Annotated in this window: 27 protein-coding genes; 15 read left to right on the top strand and 12 right to left on the bottom strand. The window is 68.8% G+C overall.

The window, feature by feature from the left end; genetic code table 11:
• The first annotated feature begins 6 nt into the window (after positions 1 to 6).
• The 3 genes from cydB to TPAU_RS17835 are packed head-to-tail and all read left to right on the top strand — an operon-like array spanning position 7 to position 4,250.
• Positions 7 to 1,044 (top strand): cytochrome d ubiquinol oxidase subunit II, encoded by a 1,038-nt coding sequence (gene cydB / locus TPAU_RS17845; RefSeq protein ID WP_013128143.1) that lies wholly within the window; start codon positions 7 to 9, stop codon positions 1,042 to 1,044.
• The gene (gene cydD / locus TPAU_RS17840; RefSeq protein ID WP_013128142.1) at positions 1,037 to 2,692 is read left to right on the top strand and encodes a thiol reductant ABC exporter subunit CydD; all 1,656 of its coding nucleotides are present in this window, start codon (positions 1,037 to 1,039) and stop codon (positions 2,690 to 2,692) included. The genes cydB and cydD overlap by 8 nt, the downstream gene beginning before the upstream one ends.
• Complete coding sequence (locus tag TPAU_RS17835; protein ID WP_013128141.1) at positions 2,685 to 4,250, top strand: amino acid ABC transporter ATP-binding/permease protein; 1,566 nt, start codon at positions 2,685 to 2,687, stop codon at positions 4,248 to 4,250. Before cydD ends, TPAU_RS17835 begins: the two co-directional genes overlap by 8 nt.
• Here the strand turns inward: TPAU_RS17835 and TPAU_RS17830 are convergent.
• Positions 4,240 to 4,815: a TetR/AcrR family transcriptional regulator gene (locus TPAU_RS17830; protein WP_013128140.1), complete on the bottom strand. Its 576-nt coding sequence runs from the start codon at positions 4,813 to 4,815 to the stop codon at positions 4,240 to 4,242. The two genes, TPAU_RS17835 and TPAU_RS17830, sit on opposite strands and share 11 nt — an antisense overlap.
• 80 nt (positions 4,816 to 4,895) lie before the next feature.
• On the opposite strand from TPAU_RS17830, the gene TPAU_RS17825 reads away from it, so the two are divergent.
• Positions 4,896 to 5,585, top strand: coding sequence for a DUF899 family protein (locus TPAU_RS17825; RefSeq protein ID WP_013128139.1), 690 nt, complete (start codon positions 4,896 to 4,898; stop codon positions 5,583 to 5,585).
• Positions 5,586 to 5,792: 207 nt separating this feature from the next.
• Here TPAU_RS17825 and TPAU_RS17820 read toward each other — a convergent pair whose 3' ends face one another.
• From TPAU_RS17820 to TPAU_RS17800, 4 genes are all read right to left on the bottom strand, one after another.
• Positions 5,793 to 6,977 carry an alpha/beta hydrolase gene (locus TPAU_RS17820; RefSeq protein WP_147291108.1) on the bottom strand — a complete coding sequence of 395 codons (1,185 nt, stop codon included), beginning with the start codon at positions 6,975 to 6,977 and terminating at the stop codon, positions 5,793 to 5,795.
• A gap of 21 nt (positions 6,978 to 6,998) precedes the next feature.
• The gene (locus tag TPAU_RS17815) at positions 6,999 to 8,195 is read right to left on the bottom strand and encodes a condensation domain-containing protein (protein WP_245537809.1); all 1,197 of its coding nucleotides are present in this window, start codon (positions 8,193 to 8,195) and stop codon (positions 6,999 to 7,001) included.
• A 353-nt stretch (positions 8,196 to 8,548) separates the two neighbouring features.
• Positions 8,549 to 9,190, bottom strand: a complete 642-nt coding sequence (locus TPAU_RS17810) for a heme-binding beta-barrel domain-containing protein (protein ID WP_013128136.1) — start codon at positions 9,188 to 9,190, stop codon at positions 8,549 to 8,551.
• Positions 9,191 to 9,304: 114 nt separating this feature from the next.
• Entirely contained in the window at positions 9,305 to 10,324 is a 1,020-nt protein-coding gene (locus TPAU_RS17800) for a LacI family DNA-binding transcriptional regulator (protein WP_013128134.1), read from the bottom strand.
• A 135-nt stretch (positions 10,325 to 10,459) separates the two neighbouring features.
• Between TPAU_RS17800 and TPAU_RS17795 the strand changes: the two genes are divergently transcribed.
• From TPAU_RS17795 to TPAU_RS17775, 5 genes are read left to right on the top strand one after another with little or no spacing between them, the layout of a single operon-like run.
• Positions 10,460 to 11,470: a substrate-binding domain-containing protein gene (locus TPAU_RS17795; protein ID WP_013128133.1), complete on the top strand. Its 1,011-nt coding sequence runs from the start codon at positions 10,460 to 10,462 to the stop codon at positions 11,468 to 11,470.
• On the top strand, positions 11,467 to 12,426 hold the full coding sequence (locus tag TPAU_RS17790; protein WP_041944489.1) for an ABC transporter permease: 960 nt from the start codon (positions 11,467 to 11,469) through the stop codon (positions 12,424 to 12,426). The genes TPAU_RS17795 and TPAU_RS17790 overlap by 4 nt, the downstream gene beginning before the upstream one ends.
• A complete protein-coding gene (locus tag TPAU_RS17785; RefSeq protein ID WP_013128131.1) occupies positions 12,423 to 13,205 on the top strand; it encodes an ATP-binding cassette domain-containing protein in 783 nt (260 codons plus the stop codon). The genes TPAU_RS17790 and TPAU_RS17785 overlap by 4 nt, the downstream gene beginning before the upstream one ends.
• Complete coding sequence (locus tag TPAU_RS17780; RefSeq protein ID WP_049825896.1) at positions 13,195 to 14,034, top strand: PfkB family carbohydrate kinase; 840 nt, start codon at positions 13,195 to 13,197, stop codon at positions 14,032 to 14,034. The genes TPAU_RS17785 and TPAU_RS17780 overlap by 11 nt, the downstream gene beginning before the upstream one ends.
• The gene (locus tag TPAU_RS17775) at positions 14,031 to 14,648 is read left to right on the top strand and encodes a nucleoside/nucleotide kinase family protein (RefSeq protein ID WP_013128129.1); all 618 of its coding nucleotides are present in this window, start codon (positions 14,031 to 14,033) and stop codon (positions 14,646 to 14,648) included. The genes TPAU_RS17780 and TPAU_RS17775 overlap by 4 nt, the downstream gene beginning before the upstream one ends.
• An 8-nt stretch (positions 14,649 to 14,656) precedes the next feature.
• Here TPAU_RS17775 and TPAU_RS22035 read toward each other — a convergent pair whose 3' ends face one another.
• The 7 genes from TPAU_RS22035 to TPAU_RS17740 all read right to left on the bottom strand — a co-directional run bounded on the left by TPAU_RS22035 (position 14,657) and on the right by TPAU_RS17740 (position 19,765).
• Entirely contained in the window at positions 14,657 to 15,340 is a 684-nt protein-coding gene (locus tag TPAU_RS22035; protein ID WP_013128128.1) for a winged helix-turn-helix domain-containing protein, read from the bottom strand.
• A 102-nt stretch (positions 15,341 to 15,442) separates the two neighbouring features.
• A complete protein-coding gene (locus TPAU_RS17765; RefSeq protein ID WP_013128127.1) occupies positions 15,443 to 16,132 on the bottom strand; it encodes an MspA family porin in 690 nt (229 codons plus the stop codon).
• Positions 16,133 to 16,257: 125 nt separating this feature from the next.
• Positions 16,258 to 16,923 (bottom strand): alpha-ketoglutarate-dependent dioxygenase AlkB, encoded by a 666-nt coding sequence (locus tag TPAU_RS17760; protein WP_013128126.1) that lies wholly within the window; start codon positions 16,921 to 16,923, stop codon positions 16,258 to 16,260.
• Positions 16,920 to 17,354 (bottom strand): methylated-DNA--[protein]-cysteine S-methyltransferase, encoded by a 435-nt coding sequence (locus TPAU_RS17755; protein WP_013128125.1) that lies wholly within the window; start codon positions 17,352 to 17,354, stop codon positions 16,920 to 16,922. The genes TPAU_RS17760 and TPAU_RS17755 overlap by 4 nt, the downstream gene beginning before the upstream one ends.
• Positions 17,355 to 17,511: 157 nt before the next feature.
• Entirely contained in the window at positions 17,512 to 17,817 is a 306-nt protein-coding gene (locus TPAU_RS17750) for a DUF1416 domain-containing protein (protein WP_013128123.1), read from the bottom strand.
• Between the two features lie 6 nt (positions 17,818 to 17,823).
• Positions 17,824 to 18,657: a sulfurtransferase gene (locus tag TPAU_RS17745; protein WP_013128122.1), complete on the bottom strand. Its 834-nt coding sequence runs from the start codon at positions 18,655 to 18,657 to the stop codon at positions 17,824 to 17,826.
• Positions 18,658 to 18,937: 280 nt separating this feature from the next.
• Entirely contained in the window at positions 18,938 to 19,765 is an 828-nt protein-coding gene (locus TPAU_RS17740) for an LmeA family phospholipid-binding protein (protein ID WP_013128121.1), read from the bottom strand.
• 117 nt (positions 19,766 to 19,882) lie between these two features.
• Here TPAU_RS17740 and TPAU_RS17735 point away from each other — a divergent pair, with 117 nt between their 5' ends.
• The 6 genes from TPAU_RS17735 to pstB all read left to right on the top strand — a co-directional run bounded on the left by TPAU_RS17735 (position 19,883) and on the right by pstB (position 25,575).
• The gene (locus TPAU_RS17735) at positions 19,883 to 20,614 is read left to right on the top strand and encodes a winged helix-turn-helix transcriptional regulator (RefSeq protein WP_013128120.1); all 732 of its coding nucleotides are present in this window, start codon (positions 19,883 to 19,885) and stop codon (positions 20,612 to 20,614) included.
• Positions 20,614 to 21,492 carry a mycothiol synthase gene (gene mshD / locus TPAU_RS17730; protein WP_013128119.1) on the top strand — a complete coding sequence of 293 codons (879 nt, stop codon included), beginning with the start codon at positions 20,614 to 20,616 and terminating at the stop codon, positions 21,490 to 21,492. Before TPAU_RS17735 ends, mshD begins: the two co-directional genes overlap by 1 nt.
• A gap of 104 nt (positions 21,493 to 21,596) precedes the next feature.
• Positions 21,597 to 22,745 carry a phosphate ABC transporter substrate-binding protein PstS gene (gene pstS / locus TPAU_RS17725; protein WP_049825894.1) on the top strand — a complete coding sequence of 383 codons (1,149 nt, stop codon included), beginning with the start codon at positions 21,597 to 21,599 and terminating at the stop codon, positions 22,743 to 22,745.
• 219 nt (positions 22,746 to 22,964) lie between these two features.
• Entirely contained in the window at positions 22,965 to 23,873 is a 909-nt protein-coding gene (pstC, locus tag TPAU_RS17720; protein ID WP_245537938.1) for a phosphate ABC transporter permease subunit PstC, read from the top strand.
• Entirely contained in the window at positions 23,870 to 24,784 is a 915-nt protein-coding gene (gene pstA / locus TPAU_RS17715; RefSeq protein ID WP_013128116.1) for a phosphate ABC transporter permease PstA, read from the top strand. The genes pstC and pstA overlap by 4 nt, the downstream gene beginning before the upstream one ends.
• Before the next feature lie 14 nt (positions 24,785 to 24,798).
• On the top strand, positions 24,799 to 25,575 hold the full coding sequence (gene pstB, locus TPAU_RS17710; protein ID WP_013128115.1) for a phosphate ABC transporter ATP-binding protein PstB: 777 nt from the start codon (positions 24,799 to 24,801) through the stop codon (positions 25,573 to 25,575).
• Positions 25,576 to 25,649: the final 74 nt, after the last annotated feature.

Genomic DNA, 25,649 nt, shown 5'->3' with positions numbered 1-25,649 from the left:
TCAGACATGACACTTCCCGACTACTGGTTCCTCGCCATCGCCTTCCTATTCACCGGCTACTTCGTCTTGGAGGGCTTCGACTTCGGCGTCGGCATGCTCATGCCGATCATGGGGAACCGCCGCCGCCACCCCACCGACTACGACACCCGGCGACGGGTGCTACTCAACACCATCGGGCCGGTCTGGGACGGCAACGAGGTGTGGCTGATCACCGCCGGCGCGGCCATGTTCGCCGCCTTCCCGGTGTGGTACGCCACCGTCTTCTCCGGCTTCTATCTGGTGCTGCTGGCGATCCTCGTCGGCTTGATCGTGCGGGTCTGCGCCATCGAGTGGCGCGGCAAGATCAACGATCCGCGCTGGCGCGGCTGGGCCGACTTCGGCATCGGACTCGGCTCCTGGATCCCCGCCTTCGCCTGGGGGCTGGTGTTCGCGAACATCCTCGCGGGTGTGGAGCTCACTGAGCGCGGCAGGATGACATCCGAGGTCTGGGATCTGCTCAACCCGTACGGGCTGCTCGGCGGTATCGCTCTGCTCGGACTGTTCCTGCTGCACGGCGCGATCTTCGTGGCGCTCAAGTCCGACGGCGCGGTACGAGTGGACGCCCGCAGGCTCGCGAGCCGGATGTGGTTGCCGGTCACCGTGATCGGCGCGGCATTCGCGGTCTGGACCCAGCTCGCCCACGGCAAAGCGTGGACCTGGGGCGCGGTCGTCGTGGCAGCCACCGGACTGATCGCCGCGGGCCTGTTGATCCGGCGAGGCCGGGAGCTGGCCGCGTTCCTGTCCACCTCGGCCACGGTGGCCGCGGTGAGCGTACTGATGTTCGGCTCTCTCGCACCGAACGTGCTCAACGCCACCGACCCCGCACGGTCGATCAGCATCGCCGACGCCGCGTCCTCGCACTACACCCTGGTGGTGATGTCCTGGTGCACCATCGTCCTGCTCCCGATGGTGATGATCTATCAAGCGTGGAGCTACTGGGTGTTCCGCAAGCGAATCTCGGCCGAGCAGATCCCGCCGTCGATCGGCCTCAGTCCCCGTGTCTGAGACGGCGGTCGTCGAGACCGGCGCCGAGGGCACTGCCCGCAAGGGGCCCGTCGACCCGCGACTGCTGCGCTACGCCCGTGCATCCCGCGGACTCCTGGCGATCGTGGTGGCATGCGGCGTCGTGGACACGGCCGCACTCATCGCGCTGGCCTACGGCGTCGCCACGGTGCTCGCCAGATTGGTGACCGGCGCGACCGCGATGACGGAGCTGCGCGGCCCGGTGATCGCGGCCGCGGTCGCGGCCGCCGTCCGAGTGGCCGTCGCCTCCGTGCGCGGCCGCATCGAACGGCGTGCCGCCGACCGCACCGTCTCGCAGCTCCGGTCCGCCGCGCTGGGTGCCGTCGGGCCCGGCCGCCTGCCCGTGGGCGCCGACCGGGACGAACTGCGGACCGCACTCACCCGCGGCCTCGACGATTTGCCGCCCTATCTCACCGGATACCTCCCCGCACTCGCGCTCAGCGTGATCGCCACGCCCGCACTGGTGCTGGTGATCTTCCTCGCGGACCCGGTCTCCGGCGCCATCGCGCTGGGCACTCTGCCGCTACTGCCGATCTTCATGGTGCTCATCGGACTGCTCACCCGCGATCGCACCCGGCGTCGGCTGGCCGCGATGTCCCGGCTGTCCGCGCGGCTCCTCGACCTGGTGGCCGGCCTGCCGACACTGCGTGCGCTGGGACGCGAGCGCGGACCCGAGCGGTCGGTCCGGGAACTGGGCGATCGCAACGCGACGGAGACGATGGGCGCCCTGCGCATCGCCTTCCTGTCGTCGATGGCGTTGGAACTGCTCGCCACCCTGTGCGTCGCGTTGGTCGCCGTGAGCATCGGCCTGCGCCTGGTGTTCGGGAACATGGACCTGCTTCCCGGTGTGTTCGCCCTCATCCTCGCCCCCGAGGTGTACCGCCCGCTGCGCTCGGTGGGGGCCCAATTCCACGCCGCCGAACAGGGACTCGAGGCCACGTCCCGGGTGTTCGCCCTGCTCGACGCGCCGGCGCCCGCCGCCGGTCCCGGGACCGCTGTGACCGGGGTGATCGAGATCCGCGGCGTCACCGTGTGCGGCCGGGACGGTGCGGCCCCGTCGGGATTCTCCGCGGTACTGCGGCCCGGTACGGTCACGGTGCTCACCGGTCCGAACGGATCCGGTAAGTCCACGCTGCTCACTGTGCTGGCCGGGCTCACCCCGCCGGATGCGGGCACGGTGACCGTCGACGGTACGCCCCTCACCGGCGGCCCCGACTGGTGGAACCGGGTGGCCTGGTGCCCCCAACATCCCTATCTCGAACCCGGAACGCTGGCACACAATTTCACGCTGCTCGGTGCGCCGGGACCGGCGACGGTGCCGGGCGTCGTCGAGGAGACCGGTCTCGACGAGGTGGTGGCCGAGGCTGGCTGGGGGCGGCCCGTCGGCGTGGGCGGTTCGGGGCTCTCCGCCGGGCAGCGGCAGCGATTGGCGCTGGCCCGCACGCTGGCCGTGGGCCGCGATGTGCTGCTGTTCGACGAGCCGACGGCGCACCTCGATCCCGCCCACGCGCAGCGGGTGCTCGCCGCGCTGCGCACGCGTGCCGCGGGCGGCGCGCTCGTGGTGATCGTCGGGCACGACGCGCAAGTGCTCGCCGCCGCCGATCACGTCCTGGAGGTGAGCCGTGCGTGAGCTGCTGATCTGCCTGCGCGCCTTCCGGATCCGGCCGCTCGCCGTGGCCGGTGCCGTCGGTGCGGGTGTGCTCACCGCGGGCAGTGCGCTGGCCCTGGCGGGCCTCTCCGCGTGGCTGATCACCAAGGCATGGACCATGCCCCCGGTGCTCACCCTGTCGCTGGCGGTCACGGCGGTCCGAGCGCTGGGTATCACCCGTGGTCTCATGCGCTACGTGGAGCGCCTCGCGACCCACCGCATGGCACTGTCCGGGCTCACCGAGCTGCGCGTGGCGCTGTACTCCCGGTTGGCCGCGGCGGCCCCCGCGGAAACCGTTCGCCGCACCGACGGCGAACTCCTGGCCCGCACCGGATCCGATGTCGATGCCGTCGGAGACGCCCTGGTGCGCACGATCATTCCCGCCGCCGTTGCCGCGACCGTGTCCCTGGCCGCGGTCGGCTGGATGTGGTTCGTCGACCCCGCCGCCGGCGCCGTGCTCGCGGGCTGCCTCGTGCTGGCGGGCCTGCTCGCCCCCTGGCTCGTGGTGCGTGCAACGCGGGCCCGCGCCGCCGCCGAGTCCGCCGGCAGCGAGGCCTTCGGCGCCGCGGCTTCCGCGGTGCTCGACCACGCGGGCGAGCTCGCCGTGGTCGGCCGCCTCGACGAGATCCGGGCCCGCGCCGAGCGTGCCGAGACAGCCCGACGGTCCGCCGTCGACCGCGCCGCCCGGATCGGCGCCCTCGCCGATGCCGCGCTGCCGCTCGCCATCGGGATCGCCGCGGTCGCCGCGCTGCTGCTGGCCTCCGGCCGCGCCGGTCACGCGGATGCGACCACGCTGGGCATCCTGGTGCTGTTGCCGCTCAGTGCCTTCGAGGCACTCACGCCGCTGCCCGACGCCGCGCGACAGTATGTACGCTCCGCGGACGCCGCATCACGTCTCGCGCCACTGCTGACGCTGCCGCCGGTGCCCGGCGGGACGCTCCCAGCGCCCTCGCACCCCGCGCTCCGGCTGGGTGGTCTCACGGTGGCGCCGGGCGAGCGGCTCGTGGTCCGCGGTGATTCGGGCGCGGGGAAGACCACACTGCTGCTAGCGCTGGCCGGCCTGGACGATCGCGGCGGTGAGGTGCTCGTCGACGGCCGGCCCGCTGCCGACTTCGCGGATCTACCTGCTGCCGTGGCCTTCTTCGGCGAAGACGCACACGTCTTCGCCACCTCGATCCTGGAGAACTGCCGGGTGGCCCGCGGCGATGCGACCGAGGAACAGGCGCGGCGCGCGCTGGGTGCTGTCGGGCTGGGCGAGTGGATCGACGCGCTGCCCGACGGAGTGCGCACCCCGCTGGAGCACGGTACGGAGTCACTCTCCGGCGGCCAGCGCCGCCGACTGTTGCTGGCACGTGCCGTGGTCAGTAGTGCGCCCGTCGTGGTGCTCGACGAACCGACCGAACACCTCGATCGCGCCGACGCCGCCCGGCTGCTCGCCGAGATCCTCGAACCCGCCGGGCTCTTCCCCGGCCGCACCGTGGTCGTCGCGGGACACGCCGAACCGCCGGCTGGGGTGCCGGTCCACGAGGTCAGGCGGTGATGCCGGCGATCGCGGCGTCGACGGCGGCCTCGGCGAGCGGCCACTGCGCGTCGCCGGGGAGATGGTGCAGTGGTCCGCGGAGCGCCATCTCGGCGAATCCGTGCACCATCGACCAGCAACTCCAGGTGGCGGTCCGGCGATCCTCGGGGCGCAGCAGGCCTGCGTGCACCATGAGATCGAGGGCGTCGGAAAGTGCCGCGTACGGCGCGATGCCGGCGAGCGCATCGGGCGCGGGCGCCTCGTCGCCGAAGAAGCAGACCGAGAACCAGCCGGGTTCGGCGAGCGCGAAGGCGATGTAGCCCAGCCCCACCGCGCGCAGTCGTTCGACCGGGCCGCTACCGTGACCGATCGCATCCATGGCGCCGGCCATCCGTGCTTCGATCGCGGCGCTGACGGCACGCAGCAGCGCCAGCCGGTCCGGGAAATGCCGGTAGGCGGCGTTCGGGCTGACGCCCACTCGGCGGGTGACCTCACGAATGGTCAGTGCCGACGGTCCGCCGGTGCGGGTGACCTCGAGACCCGCCTCGACCAGGGCTGTCGCCAGGTCTCCGTGATGATAGGCCATTCCCTTGTGTCTCCTCCGCCGCAAGTGTACGGTGTGAACATAACAGATGTGTACGCTGTGAACATTTAGAGGAGTCCGTCATGACCACCACCTCACCCGCCCTTCCGCCCGTGGTCGACCAGCAGGCCTGGCAGGCCGCGATCGACGCACTCCGGATCCGCGAGAAGGCCGCGACCCGGGAGCTCGACGCCATCGCAGCGGAGCGCCGCAAACTGCCTGCCGTCGAGCTGCCGGAGTACGTGCTCACCGCCGAGGATGGCAGCAGGGTGACCCTCGCCGACGTCTTCGATGGTCACTCCCAGCTGCTCACCTACCACCACATGTGGACCGATGGGAACGACTGGCAGTGCCCGGGGTGCACCGGATTCACCTCGCAATACACCCGGCTCGACGCGCTCGACGCCTGGGATGCCCGGTTCGTGATCATCACCAACGGCCCGATCGACGAGGCGGTCGCCTACAAGAAGCGAGTGGGCAACCGCATGGATTGGTACTCCGCCGCGGGCAGCAGCTTCGGTGCCGATGTGGGTGCCGCACCCGGAGAGGGCTTCGCGCTCAACACCTTCCTGCGTGACGGGCAGACCGTCTATCGGGTGTGGAACACCGGCAGCCGCGGTACCGAGCAACTCGGCTTCCTCTTCGGCATCCTCGACGCGCTGCCCTATGGCCGACAGGAGCAGTGGCAGGACGTCCCGGACGGCTGGCCGCAGGGGCCCACCTACAGCAAGTGGGCGAGCTCGCAGGACATCGCCCGCTGGTACGGGGCCTGACCTGCGGCGACGCCCAGAGAATAATCCGTTGCCGGGCTCGCTGCCCGGGCGTAGCGTCGAGGACGTCAACGGAAAGGAGGTGATCCAGGAAATGGTGAATTTCAGGATCAAGGAGGTGGCTGACCGCTAGGCGGCCACCCACCTGAGATGACGGGAACCCCTTCGGCGCGTGAGATTCACGCCCGGAGGGGTTCTCCGTCTCGCGGCTTATCCAGGGCACGACGGCGTGAAATCCGTAGATCCCCGGAGCAATCCGGCGATCCAGCCCAGCCAGAGATCGGTCACGGCGGCCGGTGCCTCGTGCCCGCCGGGCACCACCACGTCCCGGACCGGCGTTCCCAGCGCGCACATCCGCGCGACCCCCTCGGCCGTCCAGGGCGTCGATACCAGGCGGTCGGCGTCGCCGCGGACCACGTATGTGGGCACGCGGTGTCCGCGCCGCGGCACATCGGTGCGTTCTTCCATGTTCCGGAACGTCCGCTCCGCCTGTGCCGAGGCGAATCGCGCATCACCGGCGCGGGCGGTCGCCGCGTCGGCCGGATCCGCCTGCCCGGTGCACTGTGCCGCGAGGCGGGGCGCGGCGGCCAGCAGATCGCCGCCGAGGAGCTGGTCGAATCCGAATCCCGGATCGCCGTAGCGCGCCGCCGACACCAGATACGGGAGAACCAGATACTGCTCCGGGGCGTTCAGGGTTCCGGCCGAGACGGCGTCCGCGAACCGGGTGATCAGTCCGGGGGAGAGCAGCACCGACCCCCGCAGATCGAGCTCCGGCGCGTATTGCGCCGCCGATTCCGCGGCGGATTCCGCGGCCCGGCCGCCCTGGGAGACTCCGACGAGAATGGTCCGATCCGCCAGGGGAAGCCCCGTCGCGCGGGCTGCGCGCACCGAATCGAGCACGTCGTAGCCCGATGAGACGGCATCGCCGTAGGGAGCCGCTCCAGGTCCGTCCAATCCCTGATAGTTGGTCATCACCACCGCGGCGCCCTGGCGCACCAACTGGGCCACGACCGGCGCCGAACCGAAGAGCGTGGGGGACGAGGTCGGGGCGCAGGAATTCGCGACGCCGGAGGTGCCGTGGCCGAAGGCCACCACCGGCCAGCCGCCCGCCGGAGCGGCCCCGGCCGGGAGGAAGAGCGCACCGGAGACCTCCACGGGACCCCCGGACGGTGCCGTCGAGCGGTATCGCAGGTAGGTCATCGAGCCCGCCGACACGGTCGCGGGATCGACTCCGGTGAGCGGCCGCTGGGTGAGCAGGGCACCCGGAGCCGGCGCGGCACTCGACGCCGACGGGCTCGGCGGCCCGCCGGGCGTCGTGCACGCACTGATGGACAGGCCCATGACGAGCGCGGTCGCGGCCACCCCGGCCCGGACGAGGATGCTTCGACTACCCACCCTCTAAGTTTATGCCCGTTCTCAGACGTGTGAGAGCTGGTCCAGGCGATCGCGGAGCAGGGAGAAATAGGTCCGCACCGATGCCTCCGCGGTAGGATTGCCGGGGTACATCGCCCGGAAATCGAGCCCGTCGGCGTCGCGATTGATCCACATGTACACCTCGCGCATCGGCGTCTCATTCGCGAATATGGAAACGTCGTGACTGCGCGCCAATTCGGCACCCGGAGTTCGCGTGATATCGATATACGACAGCATCGGGGCATCGAAACCGTGGTCCACCGGGAAGTCCGGGTCGTCGCGCAGCACGTCGATCACCGGGAACACCGGGAGCCGCTCGAGTTCCCGCGCGGTGGTCAGGGCCTGCTGAGCCGCCTTGACCAGGTCGGGGAAGTCGCCTCGTGTGGAGAACTGCACCGGGACCAGCGTGATGTACCACCCGACGGCCATGAGGTCCGTGGGGTCGGGGCGGTGCGACCGTGGCGCCATCATGGTGAAGAGATCGCTGCCCGTGAGCTCGCGTTCGAGTTCGGCCTGCACTGCCAACAGGGCGCTGCCCATGGCGCCACCGCACTGCTTCGCGGTGGCGGCGAAGGCGGCCACCCGCGCGGGGTCGAGGAACGCCGTTTCCACGGCGATCTGCGGTGCGATGCCGCGACCCGATTCGAGGCCCAGCGGAAGCGGGAAGCGGGGCATCCCACCGGCTCGCCGGACGATTTCGCGCCAGCGCGTCACCTCGGGATGGTCCGGGTGTAGGCCCCGTGCCCGTTCCCGCTGCTCCGCGCTGAAATCGCGGTAGGAGCGTACGGGGGGAGCCACGTACTCCCGGCCCGCCCGGATCGCGGCGTAGCGGGAGACCAGTTCGTAGAAGGAGATCGACAGCGAGATCGCATCGGTGAACAGGTGGTCGGCCGCGATCAGCACGGTGAACTGCGGGGCCGGCGAGTCGTCTTGCGCCGCCTCGATACCGGTGACTCCGAAGGCGAACGAGGACCACTCGTCGAGATCCGGGAGGGCGGTTTGCAGATAGTCCTTCGCGGTGACACCGGGGCCCGTGGTCTCGGAGGTGGCCACCACCTCGAGCTCCATGTCTTCGGGGCGGATGTACCGCGCTCGGTAGCCGCAGTCGCACTTGACGTACTGCGCGTGATAGCTGCTGTGCTGGCGCGCGTATTCGGTGAAGGCCTGCTCCATCGCCTTCGCGTCGTACACATCGTTCATCGTGAAAGTGACGTAGACGAGTCGCTGAATGGACTGTTCCTCGTCGGTGCCGCTCCGAAGGTGATCCTCTTGAATGAAAGACGGTTCGTTATCGGTCAATTCGGCCGCATTCATCGCCTCTCGTGAACGGCGGCTCGGAGCCCACACCGCCCATTCACCCAACGCGCAATCCCATTGCTGTGTCAGACCGGACATCATGCGACCGAGTGTGAGTCTGCTTACTCGCCGCCGCACTCCGGGGGCCCCGATGTGTGCGATAGTTCACATGAGAAACGGTCTTAACCCGGACATTTCTCGGGCCATTGAAGTTAGTCGCGGTTCTTATCGCTGAAGCGGCGCTGCGCGTGCGCCTGTCAGCCCGCGTAGCGGTTGAGTTTGGCCGACAGTCGGGGAATCAGTTCACCGTCGGCGTCGACGCGCTCCTCGACGTAGGCCAGCGCGCCGCCCTGCTCGACCAACCCGTACAGCCGTTTCGCGGCGCCTGCCAGCGGCGAGGTCTTACTTCGGATCACCACGTCGGTTTCGAGTTCCCAGGCGGTCTGCGAGACGGGCTTGCCGTAGTACAGCTCGACGATGCCGCTCGCATGGGTGACCAGCAACTCGATCTCGTCGTCGTCGCCGATCCGCCAGAAACCGGATTCGCGGAGGTCGGGCTCGGAGAACTCGCCCTGGTCGTTCAGCTTCCACGACCGCGATTCCCAGCTGAGGTAGTTCTGGCCGTCGTGGCTCACGATGATCTGCTGGCCGTAGTGGTAATCACCGGCTTGGTCGTGGCCTTCGCCCTCGCCGCGCCACACGCCGACCAACGGCAGCAGGCCGAGCAGACCGGGATGCAGATCGGGGCCCTGGCGCAGGTTGGCGGTATCGTCCGCCAGCGGTAGGCCGGGCAGATTCGCGATGTTCCGCGACGAGGTGGTCTCGGCGCGCTCGATCGCAGCGTCGAGCGCCTCCTGACCGGTGCCGGGAACGGCGTCGGACTGCTGCTCGTCGCTCACGGCGCTTACTGGCCGTCGGTGAGGACGCGGAAGATCACGAAGATGGCGAACGCGAAGATCGCGACCGACGCCACCGCCATCAGGATCTCGAAGAAGATGACCATGGACTCGATACTAAACCCCACCGCCGAGGCGTTCACATCCGCATGAGTCACGGTGATGGAACGCCGTGGGAACACGCTCCACGCGCCGCGGTCCGTCGAAGCCGCCGATCCGTTCGACCAGCAGGTCCACGGCCCTGCGCCCGATCGCATCCACGTTCTGTGCCGCCGCGGTGAGTCCGGGTGAGAACAGGTCGGACCATTCGAAGTCGTCGTAGGCCACCAGTGCCACGTCATCGGGCACGCGCAGTTGCAGCTCACGCAGCGCCCGCATCGTGCCCACGGTCATCTCGTTGTTGAGCACCACCAGCGCGGTCGGTCGCGGTGCCCGCGCCCGGAACATCGCGAGCGTCTGCCTGCGGGCCTCGTCGGCGCGGGAGTCGCCGCAGCGGATGTGGCGCGGTGCGGCGCGCAGTCCGGCCGCGGTCATCGCGCCGGTGAAGCCCTGGATCCGCTCGATCGTGGACTGGATACCGGGGTGTCCGGTGAGCACCCCGATGCGCCGGTGTCCGAGCTCCGCGAGATGTGCGGTGAGCCGGGCCACGGGCTCCGCGCCCTCGGAGGCGACCTGGTCGACATCGGCCGGGGAGAGCCGATCGATGAGTACCAGCGGCGTGCCCGCTCGGCGCACCGTCGGGATCGTCCCGGCCTCCGAATGGGGCGCCGGGGCCAGGATCATCCCGTCCACGCGGCGGTCGAGCAGCGATCCGACGAGCCGGGTCTCGATCTCCGGATCGTCGTGCGAATCGCCCATCATGAGTGTGTATCCGAGTTCGCTGGCCCGCGATTCGATGGCGCGCATCAGCGGTCCGAAATACGGGTTGCGGCCCGCCGAGATGCTCAGTGCCAGAACGCCCGAGCGGGACGTGGCGAGCGCGGTCGCGAGGGCGTTGCGGCGATAGCCCGTGGATTCGATCGCGGCGAGCACCGCGTCGCGGGTGCGGGGATCCACGCGCCGGGTTTCGTTGAGCACGTGCGAGACCGTGCTGATCGAGACGCCGGCGGCGGCGGCGACATCGGCCATGGTCCCCATGCATCGATTGTGCACCAGCTTCGGCACCGCGCAAGCGTTTGCGCAAACCCTTGCGCGGTGTTCAGCGGCGGGTATAGCGTCCGAATTCAGAACCGTCGTGTGACCCACGACACACCATCGTCGATCGGAGATCCCATGCCCAGCCGCAAGAGCGTCCGCGTGACAGCGATGTGCTGCGCGCTCACCGTCGGTCTCACCTCGGTCGCCGCCTGCAACCGGGACGGCGGCTCGTCGGGCGGTGACGGGGTGAAGGTCGGCCTGATCACCAAGACCGACACCAATCCGTTCTTCGTGAAGATCCGTGAGGCCGCGAAGGCGCAGGCCGATGCGAAGGGGGCGAATCTGGTCGCCCTCGCGGGCAAGTTCGACGGGGATAACGAGGGCCAGGTCGCGGCGATCGAGAACCTGGTGAGCCAGGGCGTCAAGGGCATCCTGATCACCCCCAATTCGTCGACCGGCATCCTCGCCGCGATCAAGAAGGCGCGCGATGCCGGCGTCGTGGTCATCGCGCTCGACACCGCCACCGAACCCGCCGATGCCGTGGACGCGACCTTCGCCACCGACAACACCGAGGCCGGCCGCCTGCAGGGCGCGTGGGTCAAGGGGGCGCTCGCGGGGGCCGCACCGAAACTCCTCATGCTCGACGGCACCGCCGGCAGCACCGTCTCCGACTTCCGGCACAAGGGCTTCCTCCAGGGCATCGGGCTCACCGAGAACGCCCCCGAGATCGCGGGCACGGAGAATACCAACGGCGATCAGACCAAGGCGCAGACCGCGATGGAGAACCTGCTGCAGCGCGTCCCGGATGCCAACGCGCTGTACACGATCAACGAGCCGGCCGCGGCCGGCGGCTACCAGGCCGCGAAGAAGGCGGGCAAGGCGGCGCAGCTGACCATCGGCTCGATCGACGGCAGCTGCGCCGGTGTGGACAACGTCAAGAAGGGCATGATCGGCGCTACCGTTCTGCAGTTCCCGGCGAAGATGGCGCAGCAGGGCGTCGACGCGGTGGTGGCCTTCGCCAAGGATGGCACCAAGCCGAGCGGTTTCGTCAACACCGGCTCGCAGCTGGTGACCGACAAGCCCGTGGCCGGAGTCGATTCCAAGGACACCGCGTGGGGTGCGCAGAACTGCTGGGGCCAGGCGTGACCCTGACCCGCCCGACCCTGGCGCGAGTCCTGCGGGAACCGCTCGCCGGACCGCTGGCGGCGCTGATCGTCGCCTGTGTGGTCTTCTTCATCCTCACTCCGCGCTTCGCGACGGGCTACAACATCTCGCTGATCCTGCAGCAGTCGATGGTGATCGGAATACTCGCCGTCGCACAATCACTGATCATCCTCACCGCGGGTATCGACTTGTCGATCGGAGCCACCTGCGTGCTCGGCACCGTGATCCTGGCGAAGGTGGCGGGCACCGACCCGGTACTCGCGATGGTGATCGCACTCGGCGCGTGCGTCGTGATCGGTGCGGTCAACGGGGCTCTGGTCACGCTGCTCAAGCTGCCGCCCTTCATCGTGACCCTGGGCATGTTCACCATCGTCGCGGCCGCCACCCAGCTGTACGCGGGGTCGCAGACCTACCGGGTGGCCGACGGGCCGCTGACCGCGCTCGGAACATCGTTCGACGTCTTCGGTTTCCCCCTGACGCTGGGACTGGTGGTCCTGCTTCTGGTGTACGGCGCCGCGTGGTACATCCTCACCCGCACGGCCACCGGACGGCACATCTACGCCGTGGGCGGCAATCCGGTCTCGGCGTCGCTCGCGGGAATCAAGACCACCAAGACGGTGTTCGGTGTGTACCTGGTGTCCGGTGTGATCGCCGCGATCGCGGCGTGGGCGGCCCTGGGCCGCATACCCACCGCCGATCCGAATGCCTTCCAGACCGCGAACCTCGACACGATCACGGCCGTGGTGATCGGCGGTACCAGCCTGTTCGGTGGGCGGGGCGCGATCCTCGGCACACTGGTCGGTGCGCTCATCGTCGGTGTGCTGCGCAACGGGCTCACCCTGGTCGGCATCGACAACCTCTATCAGAACATCGCCACCGGTGTACTCGTGATCGCTGCCGTTGCGCTGGACCAGATCTCGCGTCGGAGACTGCAATGACCGCCACCGTGTTGCAGGCCCGTGGCCTGGTGAAGAACTACGGACAGGTGCAGGCCATCGCGGGCGCCGACTTCGAGCTCCGCGCGGGCGAGGTGCTGGCGGTGATCGGCGACAACGGCGCCGGAAAGTCCAGCCTGATCAAGGCGCTCTCGGGCGCGCTCATCCCGAGCGAGGGCGAGATCCTGCTCGACGGTGCGCCGGTGCACTTCCGCAGTACCCTGGACGCCCGCAACGCGGGCATCGAGACCGTGTACCAGGATCTCGCCGTGATTCCCGCGCTCGATATCGCCGCGAACGTGTACCTGGGCAGGGAGATCCGTAAACCAGGAGTGCTCGGCACCGTCTTGCGGCAGCTGGACCGCAAGGCCATGCGCGAGGCCGCGGCGGCGCACCTCGCGGACCTCAAGATCGGCATCACCTCGCCCACGCAAGCTGTCGAGACGCTCTCCGGCGGCCAGCGGCAGGGCGTCGCGGTGGTGCGCGCCGCCGCCTTCGGGAAGAAGGTGATCATCATGGACGAGCCGACCGCGGCGCTGGGCGTACGCGAATCCGGGCAGGTGATCGACCTGATCCGGGAGATCCGCGACCGCGGCACCCCGGTGATCCTGATCAGTCACGATATGCCGCACGTGTTCGAGGTCGCCGACCGGATCCACGTGCACCGGCTGGGGCGCCGCGCCGCCGTCGTGGATCCGAAGCAGCGCAGCATGTCCGAGGTGGTCGCGCTCATGACGGGCGCCCTGGAGCCGACCGATGTGGAGGCGGCGGGTGGGCCGTGACACCCCGCAGGGGTTGTTCGTCGGGCTCGCCACCGTCGACGTGATCCAGCGGGTCGACGAGTTGCCCCGGCCGAACGCGAAGGTCACCGCGATGCGCCAGGATGTGGCCGGCGGAGGTCCCGCTCTCAATGCCGCTGCGACCTTCGCAGCCCTGGGGGGCGTCGCGGTGCTGGCGGCGCCCGTCGGTGACGGCCCGCTCGGCCATCTGATCCGGGACGACCTGCGGCGGTGCGCCGTCGAGTTGATCGATCTGGCGTCCCACGGTTTCGAGCCGCCCGTCTCCGCGATCACCGTGGACGCGCACACGGGCGACCGGCAGATCGTTTCCTACGACGGCTCGGGTTACCCGGACGTGGTACCGACGATCTCCGCCGACGGCTTCGATGTGGTGTTGCTCGACGGTCACGGCCCCGCGGCCGCCCGGTCCGCGCTCACCGCGGCGGTCGCCGCCGGGGTTCCCACGGTGCTCGACGCCGGCCGGTGGCGCCCCGTCTTCGCCGACCTGCTGCCGCGCGCCACCCATGTGATCTGCTCGGCGGACTTCATCGCACCCGAACCGATCTCGGGGCCGCGCACCGTCGCGGTGTCCGACGGGGCCGGGCCCATCCGATACGTCACCGACGGCGTCGCAGGCACGGCGCCGGTGCCGTCGGTGGCGGTGATCGATACGCTCGGCGCGGGCGATGTCTTGCACGGCGCCTTCGCGGCAGCGATCGCCCGGGGCGCCGCCGTCCCGGAGGCGCTGCATTCGGCCGCCGGGCACGCCTCCGACAAGTGCCGGCATCCGGGTGTGCGGGAATGGCTCGACACGGTGAGGAGGACGCGGTGACGGACACCTTCGAGCGACTGCTCGCGGACGCCCGTGCTCTCACCTCCCGGCCCGGCCGCACGATCCTCGGCATCACGGGGGCGCCCGCATCGGGAAAGTCCACCCTGGCGGAGCGTCTCGTCGAGGAACTCGGTGACGCGGCGGCGCTGGTGCCAATGGACGGGTTCCACCTCGACGACGCCGTGCTCCGCGCGCATGGCAGTTGGGGACGCAAGGGGGCCATCGACACGTTCGACGGGGCCGGCTATGCGCATCTGCTGCGGAGGCTGCGCGTGGCCGAGCACACCGTGTACGCGCCGCGCTTCGACCGCGGCCTGGAGGCCTCGATCGCCGGCGCCGTCGAGATACCGCCGACGGTGCCGCTCGTCGTCACCGAGGGCAACTATCTTCTCGCGGACACCGGTCCGTGGCCCGCGGCCCGCGCAGCCATCGACGAGGTGTGGTTCCTGCGGATCGACACCGGAATCCGCCGCGAGCGGCTGATCGAGCGGCACCGCCGGTTCGGCCGTTCGCTCGACGATGCTCGCGAGCGCGCGCTGGGCAGCGATGAGAACAACGCCGAACTCATCGAATCCGGTGCCGGGCGGGCGGACCGGATCGTCGTCCTGGACTAGCGGCGTGGTCAGCGCAGGATGTAGCCGAAACCGCGCACGGTGCGGATGTGCGACCAGCCGGCGGTGTCGAGCTTGCTCCGAATGCTCTTGATCGTACTGTCGACGATCCGATGCCGGGAGGCGTGACTGCCCACCGACTGGATATCGCAGAGCAATTCGTCGCGTGAGTGCGCGATACCGCGGTCGGTCGCGAGGGTGCACAGCACCCGGGCCTCGGTGGGAGACAGTCGCACCCGCATGCCTCGACGCGTGACCACACGGCTTTCGAGATCGATCCGAGTGTCGCTCTGCGGAATCGAGATGACCGTGCCGACGGTGCCGGGCGGCGGACCGTCGCCCCGGGCGCTCCGCCGTGCGACGGCGTGGATCCGGGCGTCGATCTGTCGTGGGGAGAGCGGAGTCACCAGATAGTCGTCGGCACCGGCGGCCAGCACAGTGCACACCGTGCCGTCATCACGGGAGTCGGCGTACCCGAGGATGGGAAGGTCGGTGAGCGAGCGCAGTCGCCCCACGGCCTCGATCGCGTCCGCTGTATCGCACTCCACGATGACCGCTTCAGCCTGCGGCAGAAAGGATCCCAGGTGTTCGAGGCTGGTCGACTCGTGGATCACGGTGAAGCCGAGCGAACGCAGGCCGCTCCGGGGGATCCGGGTGTCGTCCGAGATGTCGGAGATGTGAAGGATCTTCAGCATTGTCGCCTGATCGAGATGAGGTGCGTGCGACGGAGACGGATCGGGCGGAGGCCGGGGCGCATTGCGGCGTCTCCCCGGTCCTCCGCCCGTGATCGGTGGAGATCACGCGAAGCGCATGACCTCGCTGTAGACCGTCTTCATATCGTCGAAGGCGCGCGACGAGACGGTGAGGGTGGAGTAGGCGACGGCGTCGACGCTGCCGATGCAGCCCTCGATGCTCACGCGCTTCTCACCGAACCGGACACCGAAGTTCTCGCCGGGCTTCGGCTTCTGGATCGTCTTCGAACCCACGGGCAGATACACGATGCCGCCCGGCGCGGTCTTGATGACCTGGTTCTGAGTCAGGCCCAGCGAACCGCCGACGCCGACCAGCGCCGCACCCGCGGCGGGGATGCTGCCGGCGATCGCGCCCGCGGCGCCGATCGTCTGGTTCGAGCCGATCCAGGACTCGAAGCCGCCGTCCTTGACGCCGCAGGCGACGACGTAGCCGACCTCGACGGTGGCGGCCTCGATCTCACCGGGCGCCTTGGTGATGGTGCCCTCAGCCTTGCCGTCCACGTAGGCCAGGCGCGACTTGTTGTCACCGGCCAGCGGCGGGAACAGCCTCGCCTTGAGGTCGAACAGCGCGATCTGCGCATTCACGCCCTCGGACTTGATCGTCTGCTTACCGCCCTTGACGGGGCCGGACGGATTCTGCGGGGTGATCTGAGCGGAGGCGGGCCCCACGGACATCACCGAGACGGCGCAGGCCGCAGCGGCCGCGGCGGCCATACCAGTCTTGATTCGACGCACTTGTTCGACTCCTCTACACGGGCCTTCGTACGGCCACGACGCATTGACGAATTGAACCCAACCAGCCATAGCTGGATTTGCCAACCGCAAACTATGGTTCTTCATCATGTCGTCATAAACGCGGTCTATGTCGTCGCTGATGCCCCGAAGTCATCGCGCAGACCCGTCTCGCGCAGAGTCAGATTGACGCGGCCGTGGTTCAGGCCGCACCCCTCCGGCGCTGTTCCGGGGTGGACTGCCGTCACACCGTGAAAGGCCAACCGGGCCGGGCCTCCGAAGACGAACGCGTCGCCCGAGTGCAGCGGCACGTCGATGTAGGGCCGATTCCGATTCTCGGTGTTGCCGAACCGGAACGTGCAGGCATCGCCGATCGACAGGGAGACGACCGGTGCGCGAGAGACCTCATCCCGGTCCTGATGCATACCCATTCTGGCCCGATCGTCGTAATAGTTCACCAAGGCCGTATCCGGCGCGTATCCCTCGGCCTCGGCTGCCGGGTAGCCGGCGTCCGCGAGGACGCGGCGGCCGAGACGTGCCAGCCACGGCGGGAAGGCCAGCACACGTGCATCATTGACGTCCGTCGCACGCCGCGAGTATCGATAGGGTTGCCAATGCCAGCCCAGACACACCGTCTGCACCGACATCGGACGGCCGCGCACCGTCGCCGACCTGATCGGTACCGGTCCGCGTGCCCACTCCCGGAACCGATCGATGATCCAGGCCTGACTGTCGAGGTCGAGCCATCCTGGAATCAGCTGTGCGCCCGGCGAAATCGTCACAACATCGCTCACGCCGCGTCCAACTCCAACGCAGTGGCCTTCGCCTCGACGCAGCCCACGTACTGCCCGACGCCGCCACCGGATTTCACCACGCGATGGCACGGAACCACCACGGGCAGCGGATTGGTCGCACATGCGCTACCCACGGCGAGGACCGCGCCGGGATTGCCGACGAGCTCAGCGATCTCCCGATGGCTGCGGGGCTCGCCGTAGCCGATCTCGGGGAGATGGCGCTGCACCGGCTGCCGGAAACTCTGCGAGAGGGACAGATCCCGATCGAGGTCGAATGCCTTCCGGGGATGCTCGAAGTATTCATCGAGCTCTCGGGCCGCCCGGTCCAATCGGTGCGGGGCTGGCAGGATCCGGGGGACTGACCCGCTGAGCCGGGAAAGTGTGCTGGAATCGGCTGGAGCCGAGAGTAGTTCGGTGCTCTTCTCGCTCATGAGAGGTCCTCCCGTGAATGCGTGGTGCGCAGGTTCTTCAATCCGTCGGGGATCTCGGCGACCCAGACATCGGCGTCGGCCCGTGCGGCTCCGTCGGCGACGAGAAGGGCGCGCACCCGAGATCCGGGTGCGCGCCCTTCTGCAGGGGTCCGTTCGACTACGCCGAGACGGTGATGTCCTGGTTGTACACGCCGTTAGACTCCGGCGTGACCTGGATGTCGCCGTTGCCCACGGAGGACAGCGCGCGCAGCGTCCAGGTACCCGGTGCCGCGAAGAAGCGGTAGTCGCCGGTGCCCGAGGCCACGACCTCGGCCGTGAACTCGCCGGTGCCGTCCAGCAGCCGGACGAAGGCGCCCGCCACCGGGTTACCGGTGCCGTCGAGAACCTGACCGGTCAGCACGGTCTCCTTCTCGACATCGACGCCCGCGGGCAGATTCTGTCCCTGCTTCGGTGCTCCACACATACTTGATTACGCTCCCAGTTCGACCGGCACGCCGACCAGCGAACCGTATTCGGTCCAGCTGCCTTCGTAGTTCTTGACATTCTTGTGGCCCAGCAGCTCCTGCAGCACGAACCAGGTGTGCGAGCTGCGCTCACCGATGCGGCAGTAGGCGATGGTCTCCTTCTGGCCGTCCAGGCCGGCCTCCGCGTACAGCGCGGCCAGATCCTCGTCCGACTTGAAGGTGCCGTCCTCGTTGGCGGCCTTGCTCCACGGCACGTTGATCGCGCCGGGGATGTGACCCGGACGCTGGCTCTGCTCCTGCGGGAGGTGCGCCGGCGCCAGGATCTTGCCCGAGAACTCGTCGGGCGAGCGGACGTCCACGAGGTTCTTCACATCGATGGCCTCGACGACCTCGTCGCGGAAGGCTCGGATCGCATTGTTCGGCGCCTGCGCGGTGTAGGTGGTGGCGGGCCGCGAGACCGCGTCCGCGGTCAGCGCGCGACCGTCGAGCTCCCACTTCTTGCGACCGCCGTCGAGCAGCTTGACGTCCTGGTGGCCGTACAGCTTGAAGTACCAGTAGGCGTACGCCGCGAACCAGTTGTTGTTGCCGCCGTAGAGCACCACGGTGTCGTCGTTGCCGATGCCGCGCTCGGAGAGCAACGCGCCGAACTGCTCGGCGTTGACGAAGTCGCGACGCACCTGGTCCTGGAGATCCTTCTTCCAGTCCAGCTTCACGGCGCCGGCGATGTGTCCGCCGTCGTAGGCGCTGGTGTCTTCGTCGACCTCGACGAAGACGACACCCGGGGTGTCGAGATTCTGCTCAGCCCAGTCTGCGGAGACCAGGACGTCGGAGCGAGCCATGAGGATCCCTTTCGTTGATTCCATGGACGTATGGGTGAAGGGCGAAACCGGAGGGTTCGCTGCTTCGAATGTGCGCGGATGCGCTGGGAGGGCGGGGAGGAATGCACTGTTTGCGACGAGTGTGCGCCCGGCCCGGGATAGTTCGGGTCTAGCCCAGACAGCGACAACCGGCCATACGGCACAGATCGACCGCCAGGCGGCGGGTGAGCAGCAGCTCACAGTGGTTGCGCATGCGGCCAGAATACCGAACCCGCGATGATCGCGTCATGGGAGGTCCATCTCACGCCGCGGGACGGTAGAAACCGCCCGGGGTCACCGTGACATCGTCGGCCTCACCGAGCAGGACGACATCGGCGTTCTCGCCCCGGGCGCCGGTCGCCGCCACCGCGAAGGGCAGCGCCATCGCGGGCAGCGTGCGGGTGAAGGCCGCCAGTACCGCTGGTTCCTCCCCGGGCAGGAGATCGGCCTTCGCATGGTCCTCCGGGCCGGTGTAGATCCGCGTCGCCTGCACGTGGATCGCCTGACCCACCGCCGAGAAGTCCGCCGCCACCGAGATCAGCACCGTGCGTGCGGGTTGCTGCGGCGTCGGCAGCGGGATCTCGCCCGTCAGCACCACGCCCGTGGCCGACTTCACATAGCCGTCCGCCGGACTGCCCGCACCGGCCCGCTTCGGTGCCGGAGTGTGCACCTGGAGATCGACGATGCCCAGGTACCGGCCGAAGGTCTTCTGATCGAGCCGTACCCGCGACTCGATGTGTCCCGCGCGGATCGGAGTATCAGCGGTGAAGGTCGGCAGCACCGCCCCGGGGAGATCCACGGCGGTCAGTTCCGCCTCGATGCGCGCCTTCTTCGGATCCTTCGGGTCGCCCACCTGCGAAGGAACCGCGATCGTCAGCTTCGGGTGGTGCCCGCCCGAGGTGAGGTACGGGAACCCGCCGACGGTGACCTCGGGATCGGAATCGAGGTCGGCGGCCGCGCGCAGTTCTCGGGAGAGCCGGTACTCGGCGGTCGCCGCCGTGCCCAGTTCCGCGAGGAACAGAGCCACCACCAGTACGGCCAGTGCGATGAGTCCGCGCCGAATCCAGGACCGCCCCGATACCTGCGCCACACCGTGCCTCTCGTCGTCCCGAACCGCGTCCGGGCACTCCGTCCACGCACCGTGCCCTGACCACCGCTATTCTGACACCTGTTGTTTCGTCCGCCGTCATGCACCGGGGAGGGCTCGTTGGATCTCATCCTGCTCACGTCCGACCCGAATCCGGACGGAGTGTTACCCGCGCTGTCGCTGCTCGCGCACACCGTGCGCCCGCTGGCCGCAGACGTCTCCTCGCTGCTCGAGGTGGGTCCGGCCGACGTCGCGCTGGTCGATGCCCGCACCGATCTGGTGGCGGCCCGCGGTCTGTGCCGGCTGCTCGGCACCACCGGTGGCGGACAGATCCCGGTGGTCGCGGTGCTCACCGAGGGCGGTCTGGTGGCGGCGAACGCCGACTGGGGTCTCGACGACTTCCTCCTTCCGGCCACCGGCCCCGCGGAGATCGACGCGCGCCTGCGGCTGGTCGCCGGGCGGCGCATCGGCGGCGCCGAGGACGAGGTGGCCGACAAGATCACGCTCGGCGAACTGCTCATCGACGAGGGCACCTACACCGCGAGGCTGCGCGGCAAGCCGCTCGACCTGACCTACAAGGAGTTCGAACTCCTGAAGTTCCTCGCGCAGAACGTGGGCCGCGTGTTCACCCGCGCCCAATTGCTGCAGGAGGTGTGGGGCTATGACTTCTTCGGCGGCACCCGCACCGTCGATGTGCACGTGCGGCGCCTGCGCGCCAAGCTCGGCGCCGAGCACGAGGGCATGATCGGCACGGTTCGTAACGTGGGCTACAAGGCCGTGCGGCCCGCCCGTGGAAAGAACGACCGCGGCGATGACACCGGCGAGGAGTACGAGGAAGCCGAGGAGGCCTGATGGCCGAGGTGGTGCACGGACCCGTCGCCGATCCCGGGGCGGTGCTCGCACTCGTCGCCGAGGCCCAGGCGGCCGACGGAATCGGCCCCCTTTCCGAACAGTTCCGTCTCGGCGTCGCCGGCCCCGGTCCGCATGTGGTCGCCGAGGGTGGCTACGCCGGCATCGTGATCCCGCCCGCCGGCGGGCCCGGCGCCGTGGAGGCCGTGGTGGCACCGTCGCACCGCGGACGAGGCCTGGGCCGCGAGCTCGTGGCCACCGCGCTCGACGTGGCCGGGGCGGGCGCGACAGTGTGGGCGCACGGCGATCTGACGCCCGCCCGCGCCGTCGCCGCGCGGCTCGGCCTGACCCCCGTGCGCACCCTGCTCAACCTGCGCCGCCCTCTGGCCGACCTCGACCCGGCGCCGTCGGCCCCGGACGGGGTGACGGTGCGCACCTACGCCGGCCCGGCCGACGACACCGCGCTGCTGGCCGTGAACAACGCCGCCTTCGCGTGGCATCCCGAACAGGGCGGCTGGGGGCCCGAGCAGATCGCGGAACGGACCGGCGCCGACTGGTTCGATCCGGCGGGCCTGTTCCTCGCCATCGGCAGTGGGAGCGGGTCGGACGAAGCCGACGGGCGGCTGCTGGGTTTCCACTGGACCAAGGTCGCCGACCCGGCCACCGGACTCGGTGAGGTGTACGTCGTAGCGGTCGCACCGGAGGGACAGGGACGTGGTCTCGGGCGCCTGTTGACCTCCGTTGGCCTGCATTATCTGGCGGATCGCAAACTCGATACCGTCGAGCTGTACGTGGAGGGCGATAACGCTGCGGCCCTGCACACGTACACAAAACTAGGTTTTTCGGAACACGAAAGACATGTCGCGTACGCGCACTCGTAAGCCAGTCGACCGGCGCTGTTTCCTGTTCGTTCACCGCGCACACCCGAATCGGACACCCGGTGTCCCTAGGTTCGAGGCAACACCCGCATCGTGGTGCATCCGTCATGACCCCTAACCGGAGGAACTCGGTGAACTTCAAGCGTGGAACCATCGCGGCCGTGGCCGCGGGCGCAGCCCTGACCCTGACCCTCAGTGCCTGTGGCAGCGAGGAGTCGAGCGGCGCGTCCGGCAGCTCCGCCGCCGCCGGCGGCTCCGGCGTGCAGTGCGACGGCAAGCTGCAGCTCAAGGGCAGCGGCTCGACCGCGCAGGCCAACGCCATGACGGTCTTCAAGAACACCTTCGCCCAGGACTGCTCCGGCGCCAACGTCGACTACAGCGGCAACGGCTCGGGCCAGGGCATCACCGAGTTCACCTCCGGCCTGACCAATTTCGGCGGATCCGACTCGCCGCTGAACGCCGACCAGGCCAAGAAGGCGGAGGAGAAGTGCGGCGCGCCCGCCCTGAACCTACCGCTCGTCTTCGGCCCGATCGCCGTGGCCTACAAGCTGCCCGGTGACGTCGCCGTGAACCTGTCGGCCCCGACGCTGGCGAAGATCTTCAGCGGTGCGATCACCACGTGGAACGCCCCCGAGATCGCCGAGGAGAACAAGGGCGCCACGCTGCCCGACCTGCCGATCACCGTGGTCTTCCGCTCCGATGAGTCGGGCACCACCGAGAACTTCCAGAAGTACCTCGGTTCGGCCGCGCCCGCCGAGTGGTCCGCCGATAAGAAGGGCAAGGCCTTCAAGGGCGGCACCGGCCAGGGCGCCAGCGGCAACGCCGCCGTCGCGGCCACCGTGAACAAGGCCGAGGGCACCATCACCTACGCCGAGTGGAGCTTCGCCAAGGCGCAGAAGCTGCAGGTCGCGAACATCATCACCTCCGCCGGCCCCGAGGCCGTGAAGCTCTCGAGCGAGTCGGTCGCCAAGACCATCGAGGCCGCCAAGTTCAAGAACCCGGGCAGCAAGGACCTCGTCATCGACACCGAGGGCTTCTACAAGCCGACGGCCGCCGGGGCGTACCCGATCGTCCTGGCCACCTATGAGATCGTGTGCTCGAAGTACTCGGACGCCGAGCTCGCCAAGGGCATCAAGACCTTCCTCAAGGTCGCCGCGAGCAAGCCGGCGCAGGATCAGCTCGACGGCCAGGGCTACGCGCCCATCCCGGACTCGTTCCGGACCACGCTGCTCGCCTCGGTCGACTCGATCCAGTAGCGGGACTTCACAGTCAGCGTCGGACGAGGCGTCGCGCGTGACCCGCGCGACGCCCCGTCGGGCGGGAAGGTAGCTATCGTGATGGCGGAACAGGGACAGATGGCAACGGAAGATTCGGCGACGCGCGACGCGGAACCCGAGACGACATCCCACGCGGACACGGACACTGTTGTCGTGGGCGAGAAAGTGGACTTCACGGAATCGGCCGACTCCGGGCGGATGGAGAAGCTGTTCCGATGGGCGGCCTACGCCTCCGGTGCCCTTCTGGTCGCCGTCATCGCGCTGATCTTCCTGCAACTCGTCGTGCAGGCGATTCCCGCGCTGACCAAGAACAACGTCAACTTCCTCACCAGCTCGGAATGGCAGACCAACCCGAGCAACATGCGGTTCGGCATCCTCGAACTGTTCAAGATCACCGTGCTCTCGTCGGTGATGGCATTGATCCTCGCGGTCCCGGTGGCCGTGGGTATCGCCACCTTCCTGGTGCAATACGTGCCGGCGCGCCTGTCGCGGCCGCTGAGTGCCGTGATCGACCTGCTGGCCGCGGTACCGTCGATCATCTACGGCCTGTGGGGCATCTTCGTGCTCGCGCCCTTCCTGGTGCCGCTGCAGCGCTGGCTCAACGAGAACCTCGGCTGGTTCTTCCTGTTCAAGACCGGCAACGTGGAACTGTCGCTCGGGTCGACGGTGTTCACCGCCGGCATCGTGCTGGCGATCATGATCCTGCCGATCATCACCTCGATCACCCGTGAGGCGCTGCGCCAGACCCCGGTCGCGCACCAGGAAGCCGCGCTTGCCCTGGGCGCCACCAAGTGGGAGGTCATCCGGCTCACCGTGTTCCCGTACGGGCGCTCGGGCATCGTCGCCGGCTCCATGCTGGCCCTCGGTCGTGCCCTCGGCGAGACCATCGCGGTGCTGATCATCCTGTTCGCCGCCACCAAGAACTCCATCTGGTCGCTGTTCGACAGCGGCTACACCTTCGCATCGAAGATCGCTTCCGCCGCCGCTGAGTTCGACAACGTCGATCAGCGCGGCGCCTACATCGCCGCCGGCCTCGTGCTGTTCGTGCTCACCTTCGTGGTGAACGCGGTCGCCCGCTGGATCGGCGGGGGACGGGTGAACGGATGACCACCGCAGACCTGGATTCCGTCGCCAAGACGGACGTCGTCTTCCACCGCACCTCCACGTCGCGGCGGATCAAGAACAATGCCGCGGCGATCATCTTCGGCGCGTGCTTCCTCCTCGCGCTGGCCCCGCTGGTCTCGCTGCTGTACATGGTGATCGCCAACGGTCTGCCCGCGATCCTCGATCCCGAGTGGTGGACGAAGTCCATGACCCGGGTGGCGCCCGACTCCTACGCCGGCGGCATCCGGCACGCGCTGTACGGCACGCTCGTCCAGGCCGGCGTCGCCACCCTGTTCTCGGTGCCGATCGGTGTGATGGTGGGCATCTTCCTCGTCGAGTACGCCGAGGGCACTCGGCTCGGCCGGATCACCACCTTCATGGTCGACGTGCTCGCGGGCATCCCGTCGATCGTGGCCACCCTGTTCATCTTCGGCGTGTGGATCACCACCTTCGGCATGCCGCAGTCCGCGTTCGCGGTGAGCCTGGCCTTGATCCTGCTCATGGTGCCCGTGGTGGTCCGCTCGACCGAGGAGATGCTCAAACTGGTGCCGCACGAGCTGCGTGAGGCCTCCTACGCGCTCGGCGTTCCCAAGTGGAAGACCATCGTGCGGATCGTGCTTCCGACGGCCGCGTCGGGCATGGTCTCCGGCGTCTTCCTGGCCATCGCCCGCGTGGTCGGCGAAACCGCACCGGTGCTGCTGCTGGTGGGTATCAGCGACCGTATGAACTACGACATCTTCAACGGCAACATGTCGTCGCTGCCGCTGTTCATCTACGACCAGTACCGCAACAACCCGGGCGCCGTCGGCGAGTACCGCGCCTGGGGTGCGGCCCTGACGCTGGTCATCCTGGTCGGTATCGCCAGCGGTCTCGCGGCCCTGATGTCCCGGCTGCTCGCCCCCAAGACGAAGTAACAAGGAGAACAGTCATGGCGAAGCGCCTCGACATCAAGGACCTGAACATCTACTACGGCGCGTTCCACGCGGTGCAGGACGTCTCCCTCTCCGTCCCGCCGAACTCGGTGACCGCGTTCATCGGCCCGTCGGGCTGCGGTAAGTCCACGGTGCTGCGGTCGATCAACCGCATGCACGAGGTGACCCCGGGCGCCCGCGTCGACGGCCACATCACCCTCGACGGTGCCGACATCTACGGACCCGGCGTCGATCCGGTGGGCGTGCGCAAGACCATCGGCATGGTCTTCCAGCGGCCGAACCCGTTCCCCACCATGTCGATCCGCGACAACGTGGTCGCCGGCCTCCGGCTGCAGGGCATCCGCAGCAAGGCCAAGCTCGACGAGGTGGCCGAGCAGTCGCTGCGCGGCGCCAATCTGTGGGGCGAGGTCAAGGACCGGCTGAACAAGCCCGGTGGCGGCCTCTCCGGCGGTCAGCAGCAGCGCCTGTGCATCGCCCGCGCGATCGCGGTGAGCCCGGATGTGCTGCTCATGGACGAGCCCTGTTCGGCGCTCGATCCGATCTCGACGCTGGCGATCGAGGATCTGATCGGCGAGCTCAAGCAGAAGTACACGATCGTCATCGTCACGCACAACATGCAGCAGGCGGCCCGCGTGTCCGACCAGACGGCCTTCTTCAACCTCGAGGCCACCGGTAAGCCCGGACAGCTGATCGAGATCAACCCCACTGAGAAGATGTTCGCCAATCCGGAGCAGCAGGCCACCGAGGACTACATCTCCGGTCGATTCGGCTGATCCACGCTGTTCAGCGGTGCCCGGGGCCACGGCCGATCCCGGACCGCGACGGTCCACCGACCCGGCGGTACGGT

It is taken from the genome of Tsukamurella paurometabola DSM 20162, from assembly GCF_000092225.1.
In the GTDB taxonomy this organism is placed as follows: domain Bacteria; phylum Actinomycetota; class Actinomycetes; order Mycobacteriales; family Mycobacteriaceae; genus Tsukamurella; species Tsukamurella paurometabola.
Note: the sequence above shows the minus strand (reverse complement) of the source record. Positions and strands in the feature narration are given on the sequence as shown.

Coding starts and splice junctions, on each gene's coding strand:
- TPAU_RS17830 (WP_013128140.1), bottom strand. CDS start 4,815: ATGGCCTATCATCACGGAGACCTGGCGACAGCCCTGGTCGAGGCGGGT.
- pstA (WP_013128116.1), top strand. CDS start 23,870: ATGACCACCGCAGACCTGGATTCCGTCGCCAAGACGGACGTCGTCTTC.
- TPAU_RS17825 (WP_013128139.1), top strand. CDS start 4,896: ATGACCACCACCTCACCCGCCCTTCCGCCCGTGGTCGACCAGCAGGCC.
- TPAU_RS17785 (WP_013128131.1), top strand. CDS start 12,423: ATGACCGCCACCGTGTTGCAGGCCCGTGGCCTGGTGAAGAACTACGGA.
- TPAU_RS17815 (WP_245537809.1), bottom strand. CDS start 8,195: ATGAACGATGTGTACGACGCGAAGGCGATGGAGCAGGCCTTCACCGAA.
- cydB (WP_013128143.1), top strand. CDS start 7: ATGACACTTCCCGACTACTGGTTCCTCGCCATCGCCTTCCTATTCACC.
- TPAU_RS22035 (WP_013128128.1), bottom strand. CDS start 15,340: ATGCTGAAGATCCTTCACATCTCCGACATCTCGGACGACACCCGGATC.
- TPAU_RS17750 (WP_013128123.1), bottom strand. CDS start 17,817: ATGTGTGGAGCACCGAAGCAGGGACAGAATCTGCCCGCGGGCGTCGAT.
- TPAU_RS17795 (WP_013128133.1), top strand. CDS start 10,460: ATGCCCAGCCGCAAGAGCGTCCGCGTGACAGCGATGTGCTGCGCGCTC.
- TPAU_RS17745 (WP_013128122.1), bottom strand. CDS start 18,657: ATGGCTCGCTCCGACGTCCTGGTCTCCGCAGACTGGGCTGAGCAGAAT.
- pstB (WP_013128115.1), top strand. CDS start 24,799: ATGGCGAAGCGCCTCGACATCAAGGACCTGAACATCTACTACGGCGCG.
- pstS (WP_049825894.1), top strand. CDS start 21,597: ATGACCCCTAACCGGAGGAACTCGGTGAACTTCAAGCGTGGAACCATC.
- TPAU_RS17755 (WP_013128125.1), bottom strand. CDS start 17,354: ATGAGCGAGAAGAGCACCGAACTACTCTCGGCTCCAGCCGATTCCAGC.
- TPAU_RS17800 (WP_013128134.1), bottom strand. CDS start 10,324: ATGGGGACCATGGCCGATGTCGCCGCCGCCGCCGGCGTCTCGATCAGC.
- pstC (WP_245537938.1), top strand. CDS start 22,965: ATGGAGAAGCTGTTCCGATGGGCGGCCTACGCCTCCGGTGCCCTTCTG.
- mshD (WP_013128119.1), top strand. CDS start 20,614: ATGGCCGAGGTGGTGCACGGACCCGTCGCCGATCCCGGGGCGGTGCTC.